The 18,331-nt window shown below is 66.6% G+C and carries 16 protein-coding genes; 4 read left to right on the forward strand and 12 right to left on the reverse strand.

Annotated elements, in window-relative coordinates; translation table 11 throughout:
- Nucleotides 1-150: 150 nt before the first annotated feature.
- The 6 genes from ABX298_RS18415 to ABX298_RS18440 are packed head-to-tail and all read right to left on the reverse strand — an operon-like array spanning nucleotide 151 to nucleotide 6,982.
- A complete protein-coding gene (locus ABX298_RS18415) occupies nucleotides 151-1,785 on the reverse strand; it encodes a BatD family protein (RefSeq protein WP_025338267.1) in 1,635 nt (544 codons plus the stop codon).
- Complete coding sequence (locus tag ABX298_RS18420; RefSeq protein ID WP_075044177.1) at nucleotides 1,782-3,500, reverse strand: tetratricopeptide repeat protein; 1,719 nt, start codon at nucleotides 3,498-3,500, stop codon at nucleotides 1,782-1,784. Before ABX298_RS18420 ends, ABX298_RS18415 begins: the two co-directional genes overlap by 4 nt.
- Nucleotides 3,497-4,573: a VWA domain-containing protein gene (locus tag ABX298_RS18425; protein ID WP_015269460.1), complete on the reverse strand. Its 1,077-nt coding sequence runs from the start codon at nucleotides 4,571-4,573 to the stop codon at nucleotides 3,497-3,499. The genes ABX298_RS18420 and ABX298_RS18425 overlap by 4 nt, the downstream gene beginning before the upstream one ends.
- Entirely contained in the window at nucleotides 4,566-5,060 is a 495-nt protein-coding gene (locus ABX298_RS18430; protein WP_015269461.1) for a DUF4381 domain-containing protein, read from the reverse strand. The genes ABX298_RS18425 and ABX298_RS18430 overlap by 8 nt, the downstream gene beginning before the upstream one ends.
- Nucleotides 5,061-5,073: 13 nt before the next feature.
- Nucleotides 5,074-6,018: a DUF58 domain-containing protein gene (locus tag ABX298_RS18435; RefSeq protein ID WP_367393446.1), complete on the reverse strand. Its 945-nt coding sequence runs from the start codon at nucleotides 6,016-6,018 to the stop codon at nucleotides 5,074-5,076.
- 4 nt (nucleotides 6,019-6,022) lie between these two features.
- On the reverse strand, nucleotides 6,023-6,982 hold the full coding sequence (locus ABX298_RS18440) for a MoxR family ATPase (RefSeq protein ID WP_013971644.1): 960 nt from the start codon (nucleotides 6,980-6,982) through the stop codon (nucleotides 6,023-6,025).
- A 231-nt stretch (nucleotides 6,983-7,213) separates the two neighbouring features.
- On the opposite strand from ABX298_RS18440, the gene ABX298_RS18445 reads away from it, so the two are divergent.
- Complete coding sequence (locus ABX298_RS18445) at nucleotides 7,214-8,521, forward strand: DUF2235 domain-containing protein (protein WP_367393447.1); 1,308 nt, start codon at nucleotides 7,214-7,216, stop codon at nucleotides 8,519-8,521.
- 131 nt (nucleotides 8,522-8,652) lie between these two features.
- Here the strand turns inward: ABX298_RS18445 and ABX298_RS18450 are convergent, their stop codons facing one another.
- The 3 genes from ABX298_RS18450 to ABX298_RS18460 all read right to left on the reverse strand — a co-directional run bounded on the left by ABX298_RS18450 (nucleotide 8,653) and on the right by ABX298_RS18460 (nucleotide 11,457).
- A complete protein-coding gene (locus ABX298_RS18450) occupies nucleotides 8,653-9,546 on the reverse strand; it encodes a dihydrodipicolinate synthase family protein (RefSeq protein ID WP_367393448.1) in 894 nt (297 codons plus the stop codon).
- Nucleotides 9,547-9,590: 44 nt separating this feature from the next.
- Nucleotides 9,591-10,373 carry an aldolase gene (locus tag ABX298_RS18455; RefSeq protein WP_075044181.1) on the reverse strand — a complete coding sequence of 261 codons (783 nt, stop codon included), beginning with the start codon at nucleotides 10,371-10,373 and terminating at the stop codon, nucleotides 9,591-9,593.
- Nucleotides 10,374-10,596: 223 nt separating this feature from the next.
- Nucleotides 10,597-11,457: a CAP domain-containing protein gene (locus tag ABX298_RS18460; RefSeq protein WP_367393449.1), complete on the reverse strand. Its 861-nt coding sequence runs from the start codon at nucleotides 11,455-11,457 to the stop codon at nucleotides 10,597-10,599.
- Between the two features lie 143 nt (nucleotides 11,458-11,600).
- On the opposite strand from ABX298_RS18460, the gene ABX298_RS18465 reads away from it, so the two are divergent.
- Nucleotides 11,601-11,897, forward strand: coding sequence for a DUF3144 domain-containing protein (locus ABX298_RS18465; protein ID WP_025338275.1), 297 nt, complete (start codon nucleotides 11,601-11,603; stop codon nucleotides 11,895-11,897).
- Between the two features lie 191 nt (nucleotides 11,898-12,088).
- Here ABX298_RS18465 and soxR read toward each other — a convergent pair whose 3' ends face one another.
- Nucleotides 12,089-12,544, reverse strand: a complete 456-nt coding sequence (gene soxR, locus ABX298_RS18470; RefSeq protein ID WP_075044183.1) for a redox-sensitive transcriptional activator SoxR — start codon at nucleotides 12,542-12,544, stop codon at nucleotides 12,089-12,091.
- An 85-nt stretch (nucleotides 12,545-12,629) separates the two neighbouring features.
- On the opposite strand from soxR, the gene ABX298_RS18475 reads away from it, so the two are divergent.
- Nucleotides 12,630-13,727 (forward strand): efflux RND transporter periplasmic adaptor subunit, encoded by a 1,098-nt coding sequence (locus ABX298_RS18475; protein ID WP_367393450.1) that lies wholly within the window; start codon nucleotides 12,630-12,632, stop codon nucleotides 13,725-13,727.
- Complete coding sequence (locus ABX298_RS18480; protein WP_367393451.1) at nucleotides 13,724-16,804, forward strand: MexW/MexI family multidrug efflux RND transporter permease subunit; 3,081 nt, start codon at nucleotides 13,724-13,726, stop codon at nucleotides 16,802-16,804. The genes ABX298_RS18475 and ABX298_RS18480 overlap by 4 nt, the downstream gene beginning before the upstream one ends.
- Before the next feature lie 146 nt (nucleotides 16,805-16,950).
- Here ABX298_RS18480 and ABX298_RS18485 read toward each other — a convergent pair whose 3' ends face one another.
- Entirely contained in the window at nucleotides 16,951-17,688 is a 738-nt protein-coding gene (locus ABX298_RS18485; RefSeq protein WP_367393452.1) for a GntR family transcriptional regulator, read from the reverse strand.
- Nucleotides 17,689-17,746: 58 nt separating this feature from the next.
- On the reverse strand, nucleotides 17,747-18,190 hold the full coding sequence (locus tag ABX298_RS18490) for an acetyltransferase (RefSeq protein ID WP_367393453.1): 444 nt from the start codon (nucleotides 18,188-18,190) through the stop codon (nucleotides 17,747-17,749).
- Between the last annotated feature and the right edge of the window lie 141 nt (nucleotides 18,191-18,331).

An 18,331-nucleotide genomic window follows, 5' to 3' on the forward strand; every position in this document is an offset into this window, starting at 1 on the left:
GGTTGCAGGTTCAGAAATATCTTACGGTGGCACCGGCTACGCCGGTGTTCGCGGGTGAACCCGCTCCCACAGGTACTGGGCAAGGTTCTTGGCGTACGCGGTCACTGTGGGAGCGGGTTTACCCGCGAAGAGGCCTGCACAGGCAGCACATCACTTGGGATAGAGCGGCGGCAGGCTGCCGTTCTCGCCGGTCGGCAGCAATACCTGCTCAGCCGGCGGAATCGTACCGATCGCCCGCCACAAATCTTCACCCTGCCAGTACTGCCCGCTCTCGCTATACAGCGCCCCGTTCAACCCATCCAGTGCATCCGACAACGGTACGAACCGCGCCGCCATCTCGGCCAGGGTCTCCGGCTGCTGGCGAGCCCAGGCGTCCAGCGCCTGGCGGGTTGCCTGTGGGTCGTTGGCCTGGCACGCGCGCTTGAGATCATCCAGCAAGGTACGCGGGCTCGGCCCGGCCTGCGCGGCGCGCAGCACCGCTGGCTGCGAGCGGGCGCGCCACCACAGGGCAAAGCCCAGCAAGGTGGTGAGGGCGAACACCAGGGTGGCCAGCTGCCACGGCCACAGCAAGCTGCTGGCACTGCTGTTGTCGCCAACCGGGGTGTCGGCGCTCAGCGCCGGGTTGTCCTGCACGTTCAGCGTGCGCGCCGGCAGGCTGCTGTGCTCCAGGTGATCTTCGCGGGTGTTCCACCAGGCCACTTCCAGCGCCGGCAGGGCCAGCGTACCGCTGTGGGTCGGCACCAGGGCTTCGCGCTCTTCGCGGTTGGCGGTCATGCCGCGCTCGCTGATTTCATTGCGCAGCAACGGCTGGTCGGGGTAACGGCGCAGGCCGGTGATTTCGGTGGCTGGCAGCGGCGGCAGCTGGGTGCTGGACAAGCCTTCGGCACGCAAGGTGATGTTGCGGGTCAACGAGTCGCCAATCTGCACCTGCTGGTTGCCAGGGTCGGGGTTCCAGTGCTCTTCCAGGGTCAGGCTGCGGGCCGGTAGCCATGGCACGCCAGCAGGCCAGGCCGCCGGAATCGGCCGTACGGCCAGGCGCAATGGCAGCGAGCTGACCTGCACCTGGTGGCCGGCCCGGGCCGTGCCGTTGGCTTGTGGGGCTTGGTCCGGGCTGGCGGCGGCGGTGGCGGTGAAGGTCAGTGGCGGGATGTCGAGGGTGCCGCTTTGCTGGGCATACACGGCATAGCGGGTTTCGATCACGCCGTGGCGGACGCCGTTGATTTCCTTTTCATAGGTGCGCGATTCACCCAGCGGTTCGACTTTGGCGTTTTCCAGTTGCAGCGGGCTGAGGCTGCTGTCGTCGTACAGTGCCACCGAATGGTAGATGCGCAGGGTGAGCACGGCCTGGGCCTGGACGTAGACCTCGCTGCTGTCGAGCGTGGCTTCGATGAACACCTGCGAGGCACTGTCCTGGCGGCTGGCATCGGCCTGCAGCACTTGCAGTTCGATGGCCTGGCTGTGCGACTGGCCCAGTTGCAGTTCGGGGATGCGCAGGCTGCCGCTGCGCCGCGGCAGCAGGGTGATGATCCAGCGGGTGCTGGCGCGGGTTTCGCCGTCGAGGCTGTGCAGGCTGTTCAGCTGGCGCGTGCCGCGCACTTCGAAGTCACCCTCCAGCGCGCGCAGGTCGGGCTTGCCGAACTGGGTGACGTCCTGGCTTTCCAGGGTCAGCTCCAGGCTTTCACCGGCTTCCAGGCGGGTACGGTCGACGCTGGCGCGCAGCAACGGTTCGGCCTGGGCCAGCACGGCCCACAGCAGACTGAGGAGAAAGACGCCGAAGCGACTCATCGTGGGGTTTCCTGATGCAATTGCTGTTCATACCAGAATTTGCGCCGCAGCAGCTCCGCCGGGTTGTCGGGGATCTCCCGCAGCCATTGTTCCAGGGCCTGGCGCTGTTCGGCATCGAGGCTGGTCGATACCGGGCGCTGCGGCGGCTGGATGACGCTGTCATCCGCGCCCGCCTGGTTGCCGGGCGCTACCTGGCTGTTGCTGCTGCCTTCGCCGGGCTGTTCGGCGCTGGCTTGTTCGTCGTTGCCGGGCGTGCCCTGGGCCGGGCTGCTGGCCGAGCTGCTGTTGCCTTCGGTTTCGCTGCCGGGCGTGCCTTGGGCATCGCTGCTGGCTGGTTGTTCCTCGGCCTTGGCTTCCCGCTGTTGCAGCAGTTGCTGCACCAGTGCCTGGTTGTCCAGCGCCGCTTGCAGGTCGGGCTGGCGTTCCAGGGCTTGTTCGTAGGCGTCCAGGGCTGCTTCCAGTTCACCGCTATGGGCCAGGGCATTGCCTCGATTGTAGTGGGCGGCGGCGGTGTCGCCTTGGGAAAAGGCTTCGGCGGCGCCAGCATAGTCGCCCGCCTGGTACAGGGCCATGCCGCGCCATTGCGGGTCCTGGAACTGGCGCGCGGCACTGGCCGGGCGGTTCTGCTCCAGCAGGCGCTGGCCTTGTTGGTCGGGGCGCAGCCACAGGTCGTTGAACTCGAAGGCCTGGCTGGGCTGGGGCAGGGCCAGCAGCAGCGGCAGGCAGAACAGCCAGCCGCGTCGGCCGGCACAGGCGGCCAGCAGCAATAGCGGCAGCAGCAGCCAGTAACCCTGGTCGGCCCAGCTGTCCAGTTGCAGGGTCTGGCCGTCATTGCGCCCGGCGCGCGGGTTGTCGAACAGGCCCAGGCCACGCAGGTCGAGGTCGTCGATGCGGGCATGCCGGTAGCGCCCGCCGGTGCCGCTGATGAAGCCCTTGAGGCTGGCGCTGTCCAGGCGTGGCAACAGGATGCCGCCCTGGTCGTCCTTGAGGTATTCGCCATTGGCCTGGCGCACCGGTGCGCCTTCGCGGCTGCCGATGCCCAGCATCAGCAGGCTCGGGCCCTGGCGGCCGAGGGCCTGGGCGATGCCTTGGCGCTCCGGGGCGCTGAGCGACGAGCCGACCAGCAGCAGGCGGCCCTGGCCCAGGCCGCTCTGGGCCAGCAGGGCCAGGCCTTTTTGCACGGCCAGGTCGGCGCGCTGGCCGGGTTTGGGCATGATCGACGGGTCGATCGCCTCGAGCAGGTTGCGGCTGGTGGCCAGGTCATCGGACAGTGGGACCAGAGTGTGCGCGGAGCCAGCGTAGACCACCAGCGCGGTCTGGCTGTCGCGGCGGTGCTCCAGCAGGTCGAGGATCTTGCGCCGCGCCTGCTCCAGGCGGTTGGGCGGGCTGTCCTCGGCGAGCATCTGCGGGGTCAGTTCGAGCAGGATCACCAGCGGGTCGGCCGGGCGCTGGCGGCTTTCTTCCACGCGCTGCCAGCTGGGCCCGAGCAGCGCCAGGATCACCAGCACCCAGGCCAGGCCCAGCGCCACCCACGGCAGCTTGCTGGTGCTGCCGCTGCCACCGCCAAGCAGGACGCCATGGAACGCCGGCGGCAGAATCATCTGCCAGCGCCCGGCGCGCTTGCGCCGGTGCCACAGTTTGTACAGCAGCCAGCCGAGCAGGGGCACGGCCAGCAGCCAGAGCGGGCGCAGCCATTCGGGCCATAGTTCGATCATCGCCGCCTCCTCAGGCGCAGGCGCTTCAGGCGCTGGCGCCATTCCGGGTGCGGTTGCAGGAAGCGCGGCTTGCGCAGCAGGCGGTGCAGCAGGTTGTCGGGCCATTGCACCGCCAGCACCAGCAGCACGCTCAGCAGCAAGGCCAGGGCCAGGGGCCAGGCATACAGGGCCTTGGCCGTGCGCGCCTGGGTCGGTTGCTGGGCCACCGGTTCGAGCTGGTCGAGGGTGTCGCCGATGGCGTCCAGTTCGGCGCCGTCATGGGCGCGGAAGTAGGTACCGTGGGTGATGTCGGCAATTTCCTTGAGCGAGGCTTCGTCCAGGTCCAGGCTCGGGTTCAGGCCGAGCAGGCCGGGGGTGCCACTGGCCTCGGGGTTGGCGCCGATGCCGATGGTGTAGATGCGCACGCCTTCCTGGGCGGCCAGGCGGGCGGCGGTCAGCGGGTGGATCTGCCCGCCGTTGTTGGCGCCGTCGGTGATCAGCACCAGCACCCGGCTTTGTGCCGGGCGTTGGCGCAGGCGCTTGACCGCCAGGCCAATGGCGTCGCCGATGGCGGTGTTCTTGCCGGCGATGCCGATCTGCGCCTCGTCGAGGAAGGTGCGCACGGTGCGCCGGTCAAAGGTGAGCGGCGCCTGCAGGTAGGCCTGGCTGCCGAACAGGATCAGGCCCACGCGGTCGCCCTCGCGGTCCTGCAGGAAGTCGCCGAGCAGCGCCTTGACCAGGTCGAGGCGGCTGATTTCTTCGTTCTGCCACTGCATGTCGGGGAAGTCCATCGACCCGGACACATCCACCGCCACCAGCAGGTCGCGGCCGCTGGCAGCCACTGGCACCGGCTCGCCCAACCATTGCGGGCGGGCGGCGGCGCACAGCAGCAACAGCCAAATGACGACAAAGGGCGCCTGCTGGCGCCAGGTCGGCAGGTTGAGCCGCGCGCGGCGCCCGGCCAGGCCTTCCAGTTCGTCGAGGAAGCCCACCTTGAGCACCGGTTCGCCGCTGTCGGCGGCCGGCAGCACCAGGCGCGCCAGCCACGGCAGCGGCAACAGGGCGAAGACCCACGGCCAGGCCAGTTCAAACATGCTTGCGAATCCAGGTTTCGACGGCTTGGCTGAGCCCGGCGATGGCCTTGTCGTCGAGCTTGCACTCGGGTTTGTAGGCGCCTTCGACCAGTACCATCCAGCGGGTCAGGCCGGCGGCCGGGCAGCGGTTGTCGAGAAACGCCAGCCACTGGCGGCCGTTGAGGGTGTGGCTGTTGGCGCCCGGGTAGTGGCTGCGGCACAGGCGCTTGAGCAGGGCGTTGATCTGTTGCAGCCAGGCCCCGGCCGGGGCGCCGTCGTAGGGGCGCGGCAGGCGCGCCAGTTCGGCCAGCGCTTCCACGCGCACCGGGTCCAAGGGTTGTTCGGCACGCACGATGCGGCGTTTGCCCGGGCGCCAGTGGCGCACCCGCCACAGGCCCCAGGCCAGTAGCGGCAGCACGGCCAGCAGCAGCCACCAGCCGGGTGCCGGTGGCCACAGGCCGATCGGCGCGGGGGCGATCAGCGGCTGCAGTTGGTCAAGCGGGTTCATTGGCCGCTGCTCTTCATGACGCGCTCCGTGGCCGCTGGGCGTTCATGTACTCGCGCAGTTGCTCGATCATCTCGCTTTGGGTGCTCAGTGGCATCAGCAGCACGCGCAGCTTTTGCGCCATCAGCTCCCAGCGCTCGATGCGCGCTTCGGCCTGCTGGCGGTAGGCCTGGCGCAGGTTGGCGTCCAGGGTGTCGAGCTCCAGCTGCGCGCTGCGCTGGGCGAAGCGCAGCAGGCCGGCGGCGGGCAGGGCGTGGTCGAGCGGGTCGGACACCGGCATCAGCAGCAGGTCGCAATGGCGCGAGAGCATGGCCAGGTGCTGCTCCACCTGGGCAGTGAGCGAGCGCTCATCGCAGATCACGATGGCCAGGCTGCCGGGGCGCAGCACTTCGCGGGCGCGGCGCAGGGCCAGGCCGAGGCTGTCGGCCCCGGGGCTGGCTTCGGTGTGCAGCGCCTGATTGACCTTGGCCAGGCGGTTGAGCAGTTGCAGCAGGCTCTGCTTGCTGCGCCGGGGCTTGATTTCGTGGTGCTCGTTGTCGCCGAACACCAACCCGCCGATGCGGTCGTTATGGCCCAGCGCGGCCCAGCCGAACAGCGCGGCGGCCTGGGCGGCCAGCACCGACTTGAACATCAGCCCCGAGCCGAAGAACAGCCGTTGGCTCTGCTCGACGAGGATGAAGATGGGCCGTTCGCGCTCTTCGTGGAACAGCTTGGTGTGCGGCTCCTGGGTACGCGCGGTGACCCGCCAGTCGATATTGCGCACATCGTCGCCGGCCTGGTAAACGCGCACCTGGTCGAAGTCCACGCCGCGCCCGCGCAGCTTGGAGTGGTGCAGGCCCACCAGCGGGCTGCGCTGGCCGGGCCGGGAAAACAGCTGGATTTCGCGCACGCGGTGGCGCATGTCGATCAGCTCGGCAAGGCCGATGCGGATGCCGGGTTCGGCCAGCGACGCGGTGGGCATGGGCTCAGGCAACGGCGACGACGTCGAGGATGCGCTGGACCACGCGGTCCTGGTCGATCCCTGCCGCCTCGGCCTCGAACGAGAGGATGATGCGGTGGCGCAGCACGTCGAACAGCACCGCCTGGATGTCTTCGGGGCTGACGAAATCGCGCCCGGCCAGCCAGGCGTGGGCGCGCGCGCAGCGGTCCAGCGAAATGGAACCACGCGGGCTGGCGCCGTAGGCGATCCAGTCGGCCAGTTCGGCGTCGAACTTGGCTGGGGTGCGGGTGGCCATCACCAGTTGCACCAGGTATTCCTCCACCGCGTCGGCCATGTACAGGCCGAGGATTTCCTTGCGGGCGGCGAAGATCGCCTGCTGGCTGACCCGGCGCTCGGGCTTGGTCTCGCCGCCCAGGGCTTCACCACGGGCCTGCAACAGGATGCGCCGCTCTACCGCAGCGTCGGGGAAGCCGATTTTCACGTGCATCAGGAAGCGGTCGAGCTGGGCTTCGGGCAGCGGGTAGGTGCCTTCCTGCTCGATGGGGTTCTGCGTTGCCATCACCAGGAACAGCGGCGACAGGTCGTAGGTGCTGCGGCCCACGCTGACCTGGCGTTCGGCCATGGCTTCGAGCAGTGCGGACTGCACCTTGGCCGGGGCGCGGTTGATTTCGTCGGCCAGCACCAGGTTGTGGAAGATCGGCCCCTGCTGGAACACGAAGCTGCCGGTTTCCGGGCGGTAGATTTCGGTGCCGGTGATGTCGGCCGGGAGCAGGTCGGGGGTGAACTGAATGCGATGGAACTGCGCCTCGATGCCTTCGGCGAGCTCTTTGATGGCCTTGGTCTTGGCCAGGCCCGGCGCGCCTTCGACCAGCATGTGGCCGTCGGCCAGGAGCACGATCAACAGCCGCTCGACCAGTTTCTCCTGGCCTAGGATCTGGGAAGAAAGAAAGGTGCGCAGCGCGATCAGCGCTTCACGGTGTTCCATCGGTGACGGTTCCTGGTATGGGGCCGCAGGCGGCTGGAAGCAGCTGCCCTGGCAAGGGGTGATACTTTAATCCATCCGGGGGGGTGGCGACCAATGGCGGCAGGGAAATTTATCCTTGCCGGGGGTCATGCAGGTGCAGAAATGTCCTGCATATGGCTGGCCATTGGCTGATGTTCCGCGGCGGTGTGCTGGCGCCTGCTTGTGCTTTTTGTACAAGCAGGAGGCAGGACAATGGGCCTGAACAGCTGTAGCACTGCACGCATCACGCCGGTCACTCTGCGTTTTGGCGTGTTCTTCGATGGCACCGGTAACAACCTGAACAATGTGATGCCGGTGGATGCACCGGTGGGTAAAGGGGGCAGTTATGCCAATGCCTTGAGCAACGTGGCCCTGTTGCATGCGCTGTATCCGGTGCAGGGGGCCAATGCTGACGGGACCATGGCGTTTCTGAAGCGCTATGTCGAGGGCGTGGGCACCCTGGCCGGGGAGGCGGATCATGCCTATGCCTCGGCCACCGGGTGTGGGCGCTGGGGGGCCGAGGCGCGGGTCGCCGAGGCCTTGGCGGGCATTGCCGGGCAGTTGCGGGACTGGGGCCAGGCGCACCCACAGGCAAGGCTTGAGCGGGTCGAGTTCGACCTGTTCGGTTTCAGCCGGGGCGCGGCGGCTGTGAGGCATCTGGCCAACCTGCTGCATGATGGCGGCGGCAGCCTGTTGGCTGTGCCCTGCGGCATCGTCATCAATTTCATCGGCCTGTTCGACACGGTGGCGGCGATCATCGCGCCGCTGCAGGGCGACTTCGACCCCGCCGACGACCGCCATGGTGGCTTGCGCCTGGGCCTGGGTGCGGGCATTGCCCGGCAAATGGTGCAACTGGTGGCGGGGGACGAGCAGCGGCACAACTTCCCGCTGGTGCGCAGCGGCCATGACATCGTGTTGCCGGGCGTGCACTCGAACATTGGCGGTGGTTACCCGGATACCACGCAAGAGCAGGTGCTGCTGTGCAAACCGCATTCTCAGCGGGTGCCGCTGAGAATGCGCGTCGAGCACACGCGTGTGCATGCAACAGTCAGTGCGTTGCTGGCGTCGTCGTTTGGTGAAATGGGCGCGCCCAGGCCGCGTGTGCTGGCCTGGGAGGAGCCGATTGCCGGTGGCCTGCCTAGCGAGGCGCAAAAGCAGGTTTATGCGGCGGTGTACCGCGAGCGGGAAGTGGCGGGGCAGCTTTCCCGGGTGTACCTGAGCATCATGCGTGAGTTGGCGGTGCGGGCGGGTGTGCCGTTTGCGCCGTTGGGTGGGCAGGCTGAGCATCGGTTGCCGGAGGAGTTGCTGGGCATCAGCCGCAAGTTGCATGGGTTTGCCTTGGGTGAGAGTGAGCAGCCTGGCTTGACCGAGGATGAGCTGCGTTTGTTGCGCGACAGGTATGTGCATGCGTCGGCGAACTGGAATGCGTTGAAGGGGTTGCGTAACAGTGTGCTGGATGTGCTGTTCGTCGATCGGCCGGGGGCAGGGGGGCGGGTGAAGCATGCCAACCCGGTCGCGTGAGTCGTCTGTGGGCGTGGGTTTGCATGGCACCGGCTGCGCCGGTGTTCGCGGGTGAACCCGCTCCCACAGGTCCTGCGTCAACCCTGAGAGCGGCGCGATACCTGTGGGAGCGGTCTTGCGGCTGCGATGGGTCAGTCAGCCGCGCCCAGGGCGTCCAGCAGGCTCTTCAGGTAGGCGCAGCCTTGCGCATCCAGCGGCTGCAGGGGCAGGCGTGGAGCGCCGACATCCTGGCCGAGCATCTTCAAGCCAGCCTTGATGGTGGTGGGCAGGCCACGGCGGGTGATGTATTCCAGCAGTTCGTACTGGCGGTAGAACAACGCGCGAGCTTCAGCCAGGTCGCCTTGCTGCACCGCGTCCCACAGTGCCAGGTTCAGCGCCGGGATCAGGTTGGGCGCGGCAGTGCACCAGCCGGTGGCGCCGGCCACCAGGGCTTCCAGGGTGAGCGGGTTGCAACCGTTGTAGAAGGCCACCTGGCCATCGGTGGCATTGAACAGGCGGTGCATGCGCTGGATGTCGCCGGTGCTTTCCTTGACCATGGTCACATTGGGCACTTCGCCGAGGATGCGCAGGATCAGCTCCACCGACAGGTCGGTGCCGCTGGTGCCCGGGTTGTTGTAGAGCATGATCGGAATGTCGATGGCCGCACCCACCGCCTTGTAGTGGGCGACCACTTCGGCTTCGGTGAGCTTCCAGTAGGAGATGGGCAGCACCATCACCGCCGTGGCGCCGCAGGCCTGTGCCAGGCGGGCGCGCTGCACGGTGCGTGCGGTGGTCAGGTCGGAGACGCTGACCACGCTGGGCACGCGGCCGGCAATGCGTGCCAGGCTGAAGCGCACCACTGTTTCCCATTCGCTGTCGGACAGGTAGGCGCCTTCGCCGGTGCTGCCCAGGGGTGCGATGGCGTGCACGCCGTCGACGATCAGGCGGTCGATGGACGTGCCCAGGGCATCCAGGTCGAGCGTGCCGTCTGCCGTGAAGGGAGTGATGGTGTAGCCGATAACGCCGCGAATTACAGGTGTAGACATAACCAGGCACCTTTGCCGTTGTTGGGGAAAGAGTACAGCTTCAGTCAGCCCAGGCAGTCGCCATGGGCACGCAAGGCACGGCGCGCGTAATAGCTGAACGCGGCACCATGACGTTTGGGGGTGGAGATCCAGTCGTGGGCTTCCTTGCCCAGGGCATCCGGGATGGGGCGGATGTCACCGGCACCCATGGCCAGCAGCTGCATCTTGGCTGCGCGCTCGAACAGCAGGGCGAGCACGCAGGCTTCCTCGATCGAGCGGCCGGCGATCAGCAGGCCATGGTGGGAAAGCAGGATCGCGCGCTTGTCACCGATCGCCCTGGAAATGATTTCACCTTCTTCGTTGCCCACCGGTACGCCGGGCCATTCCTTGAGGAACGCGCAGTCGTCGAACAGCGGGCATAGGTCCATGTGCGAAATGGCCAGTGGCACTTCCAGCATCGACAGGGCGGCGCTGTGCAGCGGGTGGGTGTGGATGATGCAGTTGACGTCGGGGCGTGCGCGGTACAGCCAGCTGTGGAAGCGGTTGGCCGGGTTGGCCATGCCGCGGCCTTGCAGCACGGTGAGGTCTTCGTCGACCACCAGCAGGTTGGAAGCGGCGATCTCGTCGAAGCCCAGGCCGAGTTGTTGCGTGTAGTAGGTGCCAGGCTGCTCGGCGCGGGCGGTGATCTGCCCGGCCAGGCCGGAGTCGTGGCCGCCGTCGAACAGGATGCGGCAGGTGAGGGCGAGTTTTTGTCGAGGGGTGTAGGTGTTGTCGGCCAGCGCCGTCAGCATCTGCTGCTGGGCGAGTTTGACGAGTTGGTCCTTGGGGGTCTGCATGGTGGTCGTCATGGGCGGTACCTGCATGGGGAAGGGCGATGGGATTGCTGATCGGCGAGGACGCCGTCAGGACACAATCGCGATATTAATGACACAGAGTGTCATATGCAAGCGATGTGTCATCGCCAGCGCCAGTCATCTGAGACTGCGAGGGGGGAGGTATGGCGGGGTTGTCAGAGGTGGTGCAGGCAACGATCGGCAGGCCAGCCCTGGTCACAGGGCTGGCACGTACTCTTCAAGGCGCGCCGAACAGCATCGTCCAGTAAACGCCGTTATCGCTACGCGAGTTCTCGGCAAAGGCCGCACCCACCTGGGTAAACATCGGGTTCATCAGGTTGGCGCAATGCCCGGGGCTGGCCAGCCAGCCTGCCATCGCCTTACTCGGTGACCCCTGGCCTGCGGCAATGTTCTCGCCGATCTGCCGCCCACGGTAGCCGGCATCCCATGCCCGATCTGCGGGTAGATCACCGTCGAGGTCGCGGTGCGCGAAGAAATTGTCGTTGGCCATCGCCCGGCTGTGGCGCTGCGCCGCCGTTCCCAGGGCGGTGTTCCAGGTCAACGGGCGTGCAGCGGCAAAGCGCTTGCGACCACACAGGCGCGGCTTCGCCCGTGCAGCGTTTACCTGTGCCAGCAACGCGTTGCTTGCCGATCGCCTATCGCCAAGCTGGGCATCGAGCAGGGGCCGAGCCAGCAGCACCCGCCACTCGTTGCGTGAGCGACTGACGCCGATATCGGCATATTGGCTATCGAGCAGGGCCGTGCAGTAGTCGCTGCGCAGCATGTCAAAGGCCTCCTCGGCATCTTGCGCGCCGACCAGGCGGATGGCCCGCACCTTCACCGCCTGATACCCCGCAGCCTTCAATCCTTCCCGCATCGCCCCGCCGTAGCCGACCGGCAACGCCAGTTTCGGCTTCAGCACCAGCGGCGTCGAACCCCGAATAATGCGCCGCTCGCAGCGTTGTGGCTGGGTGCGATAGTCGTTGATGGCTGCGACCAGTTGCCTTTCCCCGCTGGCATGGGCGGGGTTGGCGAACAGGTGGAAAAAAGGAATGAGGCAGAGCGAGACAAAGCGGGAGCGACGGATTGCGTGGCGCATGGGGTGAATGGCTCTGGTGAATGGCAGCGGCAAGGCCGAATTTAGGGCTCGGCTAAGACTGTGCGGCTCAATACAGGTTCACGTGTACGGGGTACAATTTTTCGCGGGTACTCAACTTGAATGCTGCAACAAGGTAAACCGCAATGACACAAGCTACCGATCAGGCTTTTTACGACCGCGCGGATGCGCATATCGAACTGGCGAACCAGCAGATCGAGAAAATCGAAGACCTGGGCAAGGTCAGTGCCTCACTGACCTTCGGCGCCTCGCGCTTCAATGCCTGGATGAGTGCCCGCAGTTTCAAGACCGGTGCCGAACTGGCTGCCGCGCGGGAGGAGCTGTTGAAGTATTTCTGCGAGCAGTACCGGATGATGCTCGAGGACAACCTGGACGAACACATCGAGCATTTTGACCGGTATGTGTTGGGCAAAGGCGACTGAACCATGGGGGCGCGAACTCATGGAACTGCACAAGGCTCATTGAGTTAGCAGGGACCCTGTGGGAGCGGCTTTAGCCGCGAACACCGGCGCAGCCGGTGCCATGCACCGCGTTGGATTCTTCGCGGGTAAACCCGCTCCCACAGGGTACGCGGACCGCTTGCGAGTTCAGTCCTCTACCCGCCAGCGCAGCCTTATCGGGTCTTCTTCTCCAGAATCCGCGCCCCGGTACCTTCCTTGCCCAGCACATCCTCGGGGTTGCGCAGCGGGCATTCTTCCAGCGACAGGCAGCCGCAGCCAATGCAGTTGTCCAGGCTGTCGCGCAACGCTTCCAGAGTACGAATGCGGGCGTTCAGGTCTTCGCGCCAGGCGGTCGACATCTCGCCCCATTGCGCTGCCGTGAGCTTGCTGTTGGGCGCATAGCGGCTGAAGGCCTGCTTGATCTCCTCAAGCGGAATACCCGTGCGCTGCGCCACCTTGATGATGGCCAGCGTGCGCAGCACCAGTGAAGGATAGCGGCGCTGGTTACCCGCCGTACGGACGCTGGCGATCAGCCCCTTGGTCTCGTAGAAGTGCAGCGCAGAAACCGCCACGCCGCTGCGTTTGGCCACTTCCCCTACCGTTAGCATCCGTGTGTTGTCCGCTGCCATGCCTGTTGACCTCAAGTTAAGTCGAGCTCTTATAGTCCTGCCCGATCTTCCCCGCAACCGCTTTCCCTGATGATCGGAGCACTGCATGAACAAAAGGACGTTACTGGCCTGGGCTGGCGCTGTTGCAGGTGTGCTGGCCGCTGCCTATGCATTGGTCGGCAGTGGCTCGGCGCCGCCGGCTGCGGCGGCATGGCCGGCGACCAAGGTGGCGCTGGCCACGGCCGAGCAGGTGCAGCTGGCACGACAGAACTTTGCCTCGGGGGAGCTGGAGGCGGTCAACCAGGTACAGGTGGCGGCCGAGACGGCGGGGCGCATCACCCGCATCGCCTTCGAGTCGGGGCAATGGGTGAGTGCAGGGCAATTGCTGGTACAGCTGAACGATGCCCCGGAGCAGGCCCAGCGCGTGCAGTTGCGCGCCAGGCTGCGCAATGCCGAAGTGGTGCTGCAGCGCAGCCGCAAGCTGCGCGCGGTGAACGCCGTGTCACAGGAGCTGCTCGACAATGCGGCCACCGCCGTGGACGTGGCCAGCGGTGAGCTGCAGCATGTCGAGGCGCTGATCGCGCAGAAGGCGATACGCGCGCCGTTTGCTGGCAAGCTCGGCATTCGCCGGGTGCATCAGGGCCAGTACCTGAGCGCCGGTGAGACCATCGCCAGCCTGGCCGACATCAGCCAGCTGCGTGTCAATTTTTCCCTGGGCGAACAAGCCGCCCCCGAAGTGCACGTGGGGCAAATGCTGGCGCTGACGGTGGATGCGGTGCGCGGGCAGGACTTCCAGGCCCGGGTGGTCGCGGTGGACCCGGTGGTGAGCAAGGCGCGCCTGGTGCAGGTGCAGGCGGCCTTGCCGAACCCGGGCGGGCAGTTGCAGCCGGGCATGTACGCCGGCGTGCGCCTGGATGCCGCGCAGCCGTCAAGCGTGCTGGCCGTGCCGGAAACCGCGATCACCTACACCGCCTACGGGCAGACGGTGTTCGTCGCTACCCGGGACCCGGAACAGGGCACCCGGGTCAGCCGGGTGCGGGTGACTACCGGTGAGCGCTGGCAGGGGCGGGTGGAGATCACCTCAGGCCTGGCGCCCGGTGACCAGGTGGTGGTTTCCGGCCAGTTGAAACTGAGCGACGGCATGCCGGTCGAGCCTGTGGCGCAGGACAGCCTGCAAGCCAGCCAGGGAGGGCGGCAATCGTGAAGTTCACCGACCTCTTTGTCCGCCGCCCGGTGCTGGCGCTGGTGGTCAGCAGCCTGATCATCCTGCTGGGGCTGTTTGCCATGGGCAAGCTGCCGATCCGCCAGTACCCGCTGCTGGAAACCTCCACCATCACCATCAGCACCGAGTACCCCGGCGCCTCTGCCGAGCTGATGCAAGGTTTCGTGACCCAGCCGATCACCCAGGCGGTGTCGTCGGTCGAGGGCATCGACTACCTGTCCTCGTCGTCGCAGCAGGGGCGCAGCCTGATCACCTTGCGCATGGTGCTCAACCGCGATTCGACCCAGGCGCTTGCCGCGACCATGGCCAAGGTCAACCAGGTGCGCTATCGCCTGCCGGAAAAGGCCTACGACCCGGTGGTGGAGCTGTCGGCAGGTGACTCCACGGCGGTGGCCTACGTGGGCTTTGCCAGCGAAACCTTGTCGATACCCGAACTGAGCGATTACCTGTCGCGGGTGGTGGAACCGCAGTTCTCCGGCATCGACGGTGTGGCCAAGGTGCAGTCGTTCGGCGGGCAGCGCCTGGCCATGCGCCTGTGGCTGGACAGCGAACAGATGGCCGGGCGCGGGGTGACGGCCGCCGACGTGGCACAGGCGGTGCGTGCCAACAACTACCAGGCGACGCCGGGGCAGGTGCGTGGGCAGTACGTGCTGGCCGATATCCAGGTGGACACCGACCTGACCCGGGTCGAGGACTTCCGCGAGCTGATCATCCGCAACGATGGCACCGACCTGGTGCGCCTGCGTGATGTCGGCACCGTCGAGCTGAGCGCGGCGGCCACCCAGACCAGCGCCACCATGAACGGCAAGCCCGCCGTGCACCTGGGGCTGTTCCCCACCCCGACCGGCAACCCGCTGGTGATCGTCGAGGGTATTCGCCAGCTGCTGACGCAGATCCGTCAGACCCTGCCACCCGGGGTGGAGGTCGCGCTGGCCTACGAGACCGCACGCTTCATCGACGCCTCGATCGACGAGGTGCTGCGTACCCTGGTGGAAGCCATGCTGATCGTGGTGCTGGTCATCTGGCTGTGCCTGGGTTCGCTGCGCAGCGTGGTGATCGCGGTGGTGGCCATCCCGCTGTCGATGCTCGGTGCGGCGGGCCTGATGCTGCTGTTCGGCTTCAGCCTGAACCTGCTGACTTTGCTGGCGATGGTGCTGGCCATCGGCCTGGTGGTGGACGATGCCATCGTGGTGGTGGAGAACGTGCACCGCCATATCGAAGAGGGCAAGTCGCCGGTTGCCGCGGCACTGGCCGGGGCGCGGGAAATCGCCGGGCCGGTGATCGCCATGACCCTGACCCTGGCCGCCGTATACGCGCCGATCGGCTTGATGGGCGGGCTGACCGGCACGCTGTTCCGTGAGTTTGCCCTGACCCTGGCGGGGGCGGTGATCGTTTCCGGCATCGTCGCGCTTACCCTGTCGCCGGTGATGAGCTCGCTGTTGTTGCAACCCGGCCAGCAGCATGGCGCCATGGCCAACATGGCCGACCGCCTGTTCGGCATGCTGACCGGGGCGTATGGGCGAGTACTTGCCTACACCCTGTCGCATCGCTGGATCAGTGGCGGTGTGGCGCTTCTGGTGTGCCTGAGCCTGCCTTGGCTATATCTGCTGCCGCAGCGCGAACTGGCCCCGCCCGAGGACCAGGCGGCGGTGCTGACGGCCATCAAGTCGCCGCAGCATGCCAGCCTGGATTATGTGGAGCGCTTTGCCCTGAAGCTGGACCAGGTGATGAAGTCCCTCGCCGAAACCACCGACACCTGGATCATCAACGGCACCGACGGCCCGGCCGCCAGTTTCGGCGGCATCAACCTCAGCGCCTGGCAGGCCCGCGAGCGTTCCGCCGCGCAGGTGCAGGCGCAGTTGCAGCAGGCCGTGGCGGACATCGAGGGCAGCAGCATCTTCGCCTTCCAGGTGGCCTCGCTGCCGGGTTCCAGCGGTGGCTTGCCGGTGCAGATGGTGTTGCGCAGCGCACAGGACTACCCCGAGCTGTACCAGACCATGGAGATGATCAAGCAGCGCGCCCGCGACAGCGGCCTGTTCAGCGTGGTGGACAGCGACCTCGACTACAACAACCCGGTGGTCAAGGTGCGCATCGACCGCGCCAAGGCGGCCAGCCTGGGCATCAGCATGCAGGCCATCGGCGAGTCGCTGGGCGTGCTGGTGGGCGAACAGTACCTCAACCGCTTCGCCCTGTTCGGGCGCTCCTACGACGTGATCCCGCAGAGCATCCAGGACCAGCGGCTGACGCCGGCAGCGCTGAACCGCCAGTACGTGCGCGCCGAAAACGGCAGCCTGGTACCGCTGGCAACGGTGGTGCACCTGGACATCGAAGTGGCGCCCAACCGCTTGCTGCAGTTCGACCAGCAGAACGCCAGTACCCTGCAGGCGATCCCGGCGCCCGGTGTGTCGATGGGTAATGCCGTGGCATTTCTCGAACAGCTTGCCGCCGAACTGCCACCTGGCTTCAGCCATGACTGGCAATCGGAATCGCGCCAGTACGTGCAGGAGGGCTTTGCCCTGATGTGGGCGTTTCTCGCCGCCCTGGTGGTGATCTACCTGGTGCTGGCCGCGCAGTACGAAAGCCTGGTGGACCCGCTGATCATCCTGGTGACCGTGCCGCTGTCGATTTGCGGTGCGCTGCTGCCGCTGGCGCTGGGCTGGGCCACGCTGAACATCTACACGCAGATCGGCCTGGTGACCCTGATCGGCCTGATCAGCAAGCACGGCATCCTGATGGTGGAGTTTGCCAACGAGATCCAGGTGCGTGACAACCTCGACCGTGCCGCCGCCATCGTCCGCGCCGCGCAGATACGCCTGCGGCCGGTGCTGATGACCACGGCGGCGATGACCTTCGGCGTGCTGCCGCTGCTGTTTGCCAGCGGCGCCGGGGCCAACAGCCGCTTTGGCCTGGGGGTGGTGATCGTGTGCGGGATGCTGGTGGGGACCTTGTTTACCCTGTTTGTGCTGCCGACGATCTATGCCTTGCTGGCGCGCGATCATCGGGTGACCACGGTGCGGGGGCAGCAGTTGGCGGAGGCTGAGCGGGTGTTGGGCGTGTGAGGGGGAAACAGGGCCATCGGGGCTGCTGCGCAGCCCATCGCCGGCAAGCCAGCTCCCACCTCGATCGCATTGTCCTCAAGCCATGCGCTATCTCTGTGGGAGCTGGCTTGCCGGCGATGGGCCGCATAGCGGCCCCGATTACCCGATCAGGACGGCGACCGATCGCGGCGCATCTGGCTAACCAGGGTAAAGCGATCATCCGGGTGCACCGTCTCGGACACCGCCATCAGGTCGCCGTTTTCCTCGCGGTAATGGCGAATGATCTTCAGCCCCGGCGAGCCTGCCTCGGCCTTCAGCACCCGGGCCATTTCCGCGGTCAGCAACACTGCCCGCACCTGCTGGTCGACCACCGCGATCGCCCGGCCATAGTGCTGCTCGATCAGCCCCGCAATCAGCTGGTCGGGGTGTTCGCGGGCCAACTCGATGACCTCGGCATAGTCGCGCTGCGCGTACACATCGGTCCAGCACAGCGGCGCGGCGTTGTGCACGCGGTCGACACGGATGCTCGACACGCAGAAGTAGTGCTCGCCCGGAACCAGCCCCAGCCGCGCCGCCTCGCTCAGGTCGGCGACGAAGTGGCGCACGTCCTGGATTTCCCGTTGCTGGGTTTCCGCCAGGTGCGCCAGGTCCGCCACGCTGGCCAGTGACTGCGAGTAGCCACCGCGCGGGCTGCTGGCCTCCACCCGGGTGCCCACGCGCTTGCGCCGCGATACCAGCCCTTGGTTGAGCAACTGGTTGATCGCCGCGCGCACAGTGTGTCGGCTCACATCGTACAGGTCGCACAGCTCGAACTCGGTCGGCAGCAGGCTGCCCACCGGGTAGCGGCCGCTGGCGATGCCTTCCATCAAGTCCTTTGCCACGGTGGTATAGCGCGTCGGGTTCATGCCTTTGGTCTGTCTCGCGAATTTGTAACAGCGGCGGGGCGCAATGCGGCCCCGGAAATCAAGCCTGTGCGGGCAGGCTCATATGCAGCAAGGGGAATGGCCGGCCTTCGCCATCCAGCGGTGAACGGCCGGTCTGGGTAAAACCGTAGTGCCGGTAGAACCCCACCGCCTGCGGGTTCTGCTCGTTGACATCGACGCTCATCACGCTGTGCTTCTGGCGGCCGAAGTCCAGCAGCGCGCGGCCTATGCCCTGGCCATGGCGCTCGGGGGCGACGAAGAGCATTTCCACGTGGTTGCCATTGAAACCGATGAAGCCCAGCGGGCGGTCTTCGGTGTCAACCCCGACCCAGAGCTCGACGGCCAGGAGGTAGACGTCACGCAATTGCGGCAGCAGCGCGTCGATGTCGGACGCTTGCAGAAAGTGGTGCGTGGCGCGCACGGCGCGCAGCCAGATATCGAGCAGTTGCGGGTGGTCTGCAGCGATGCTTTGGCGAATGATCATGGAGTCATGCCTGGGGAGACCGGGAGGAAAAAAGGGTACCCGGATTGTGTGGGGCGGGGCAATGGACGGTGGGGCAGGGCATCAGCTGATGTGTTGCCCGGGCCGGCCCTTTCGTGGGTAAACCCACAAGCAGGCACTGCC

This window comes from Pseudomonas sp. X4 (assembly GCF_040784925.1).
GTDB lineage: Bacteria > Pseudomonadota > Gammaproteobacteria > Pseudomonadales > Pseudomonadaceae > Aquipseudomonas > Aquipseudomonas putida_Z.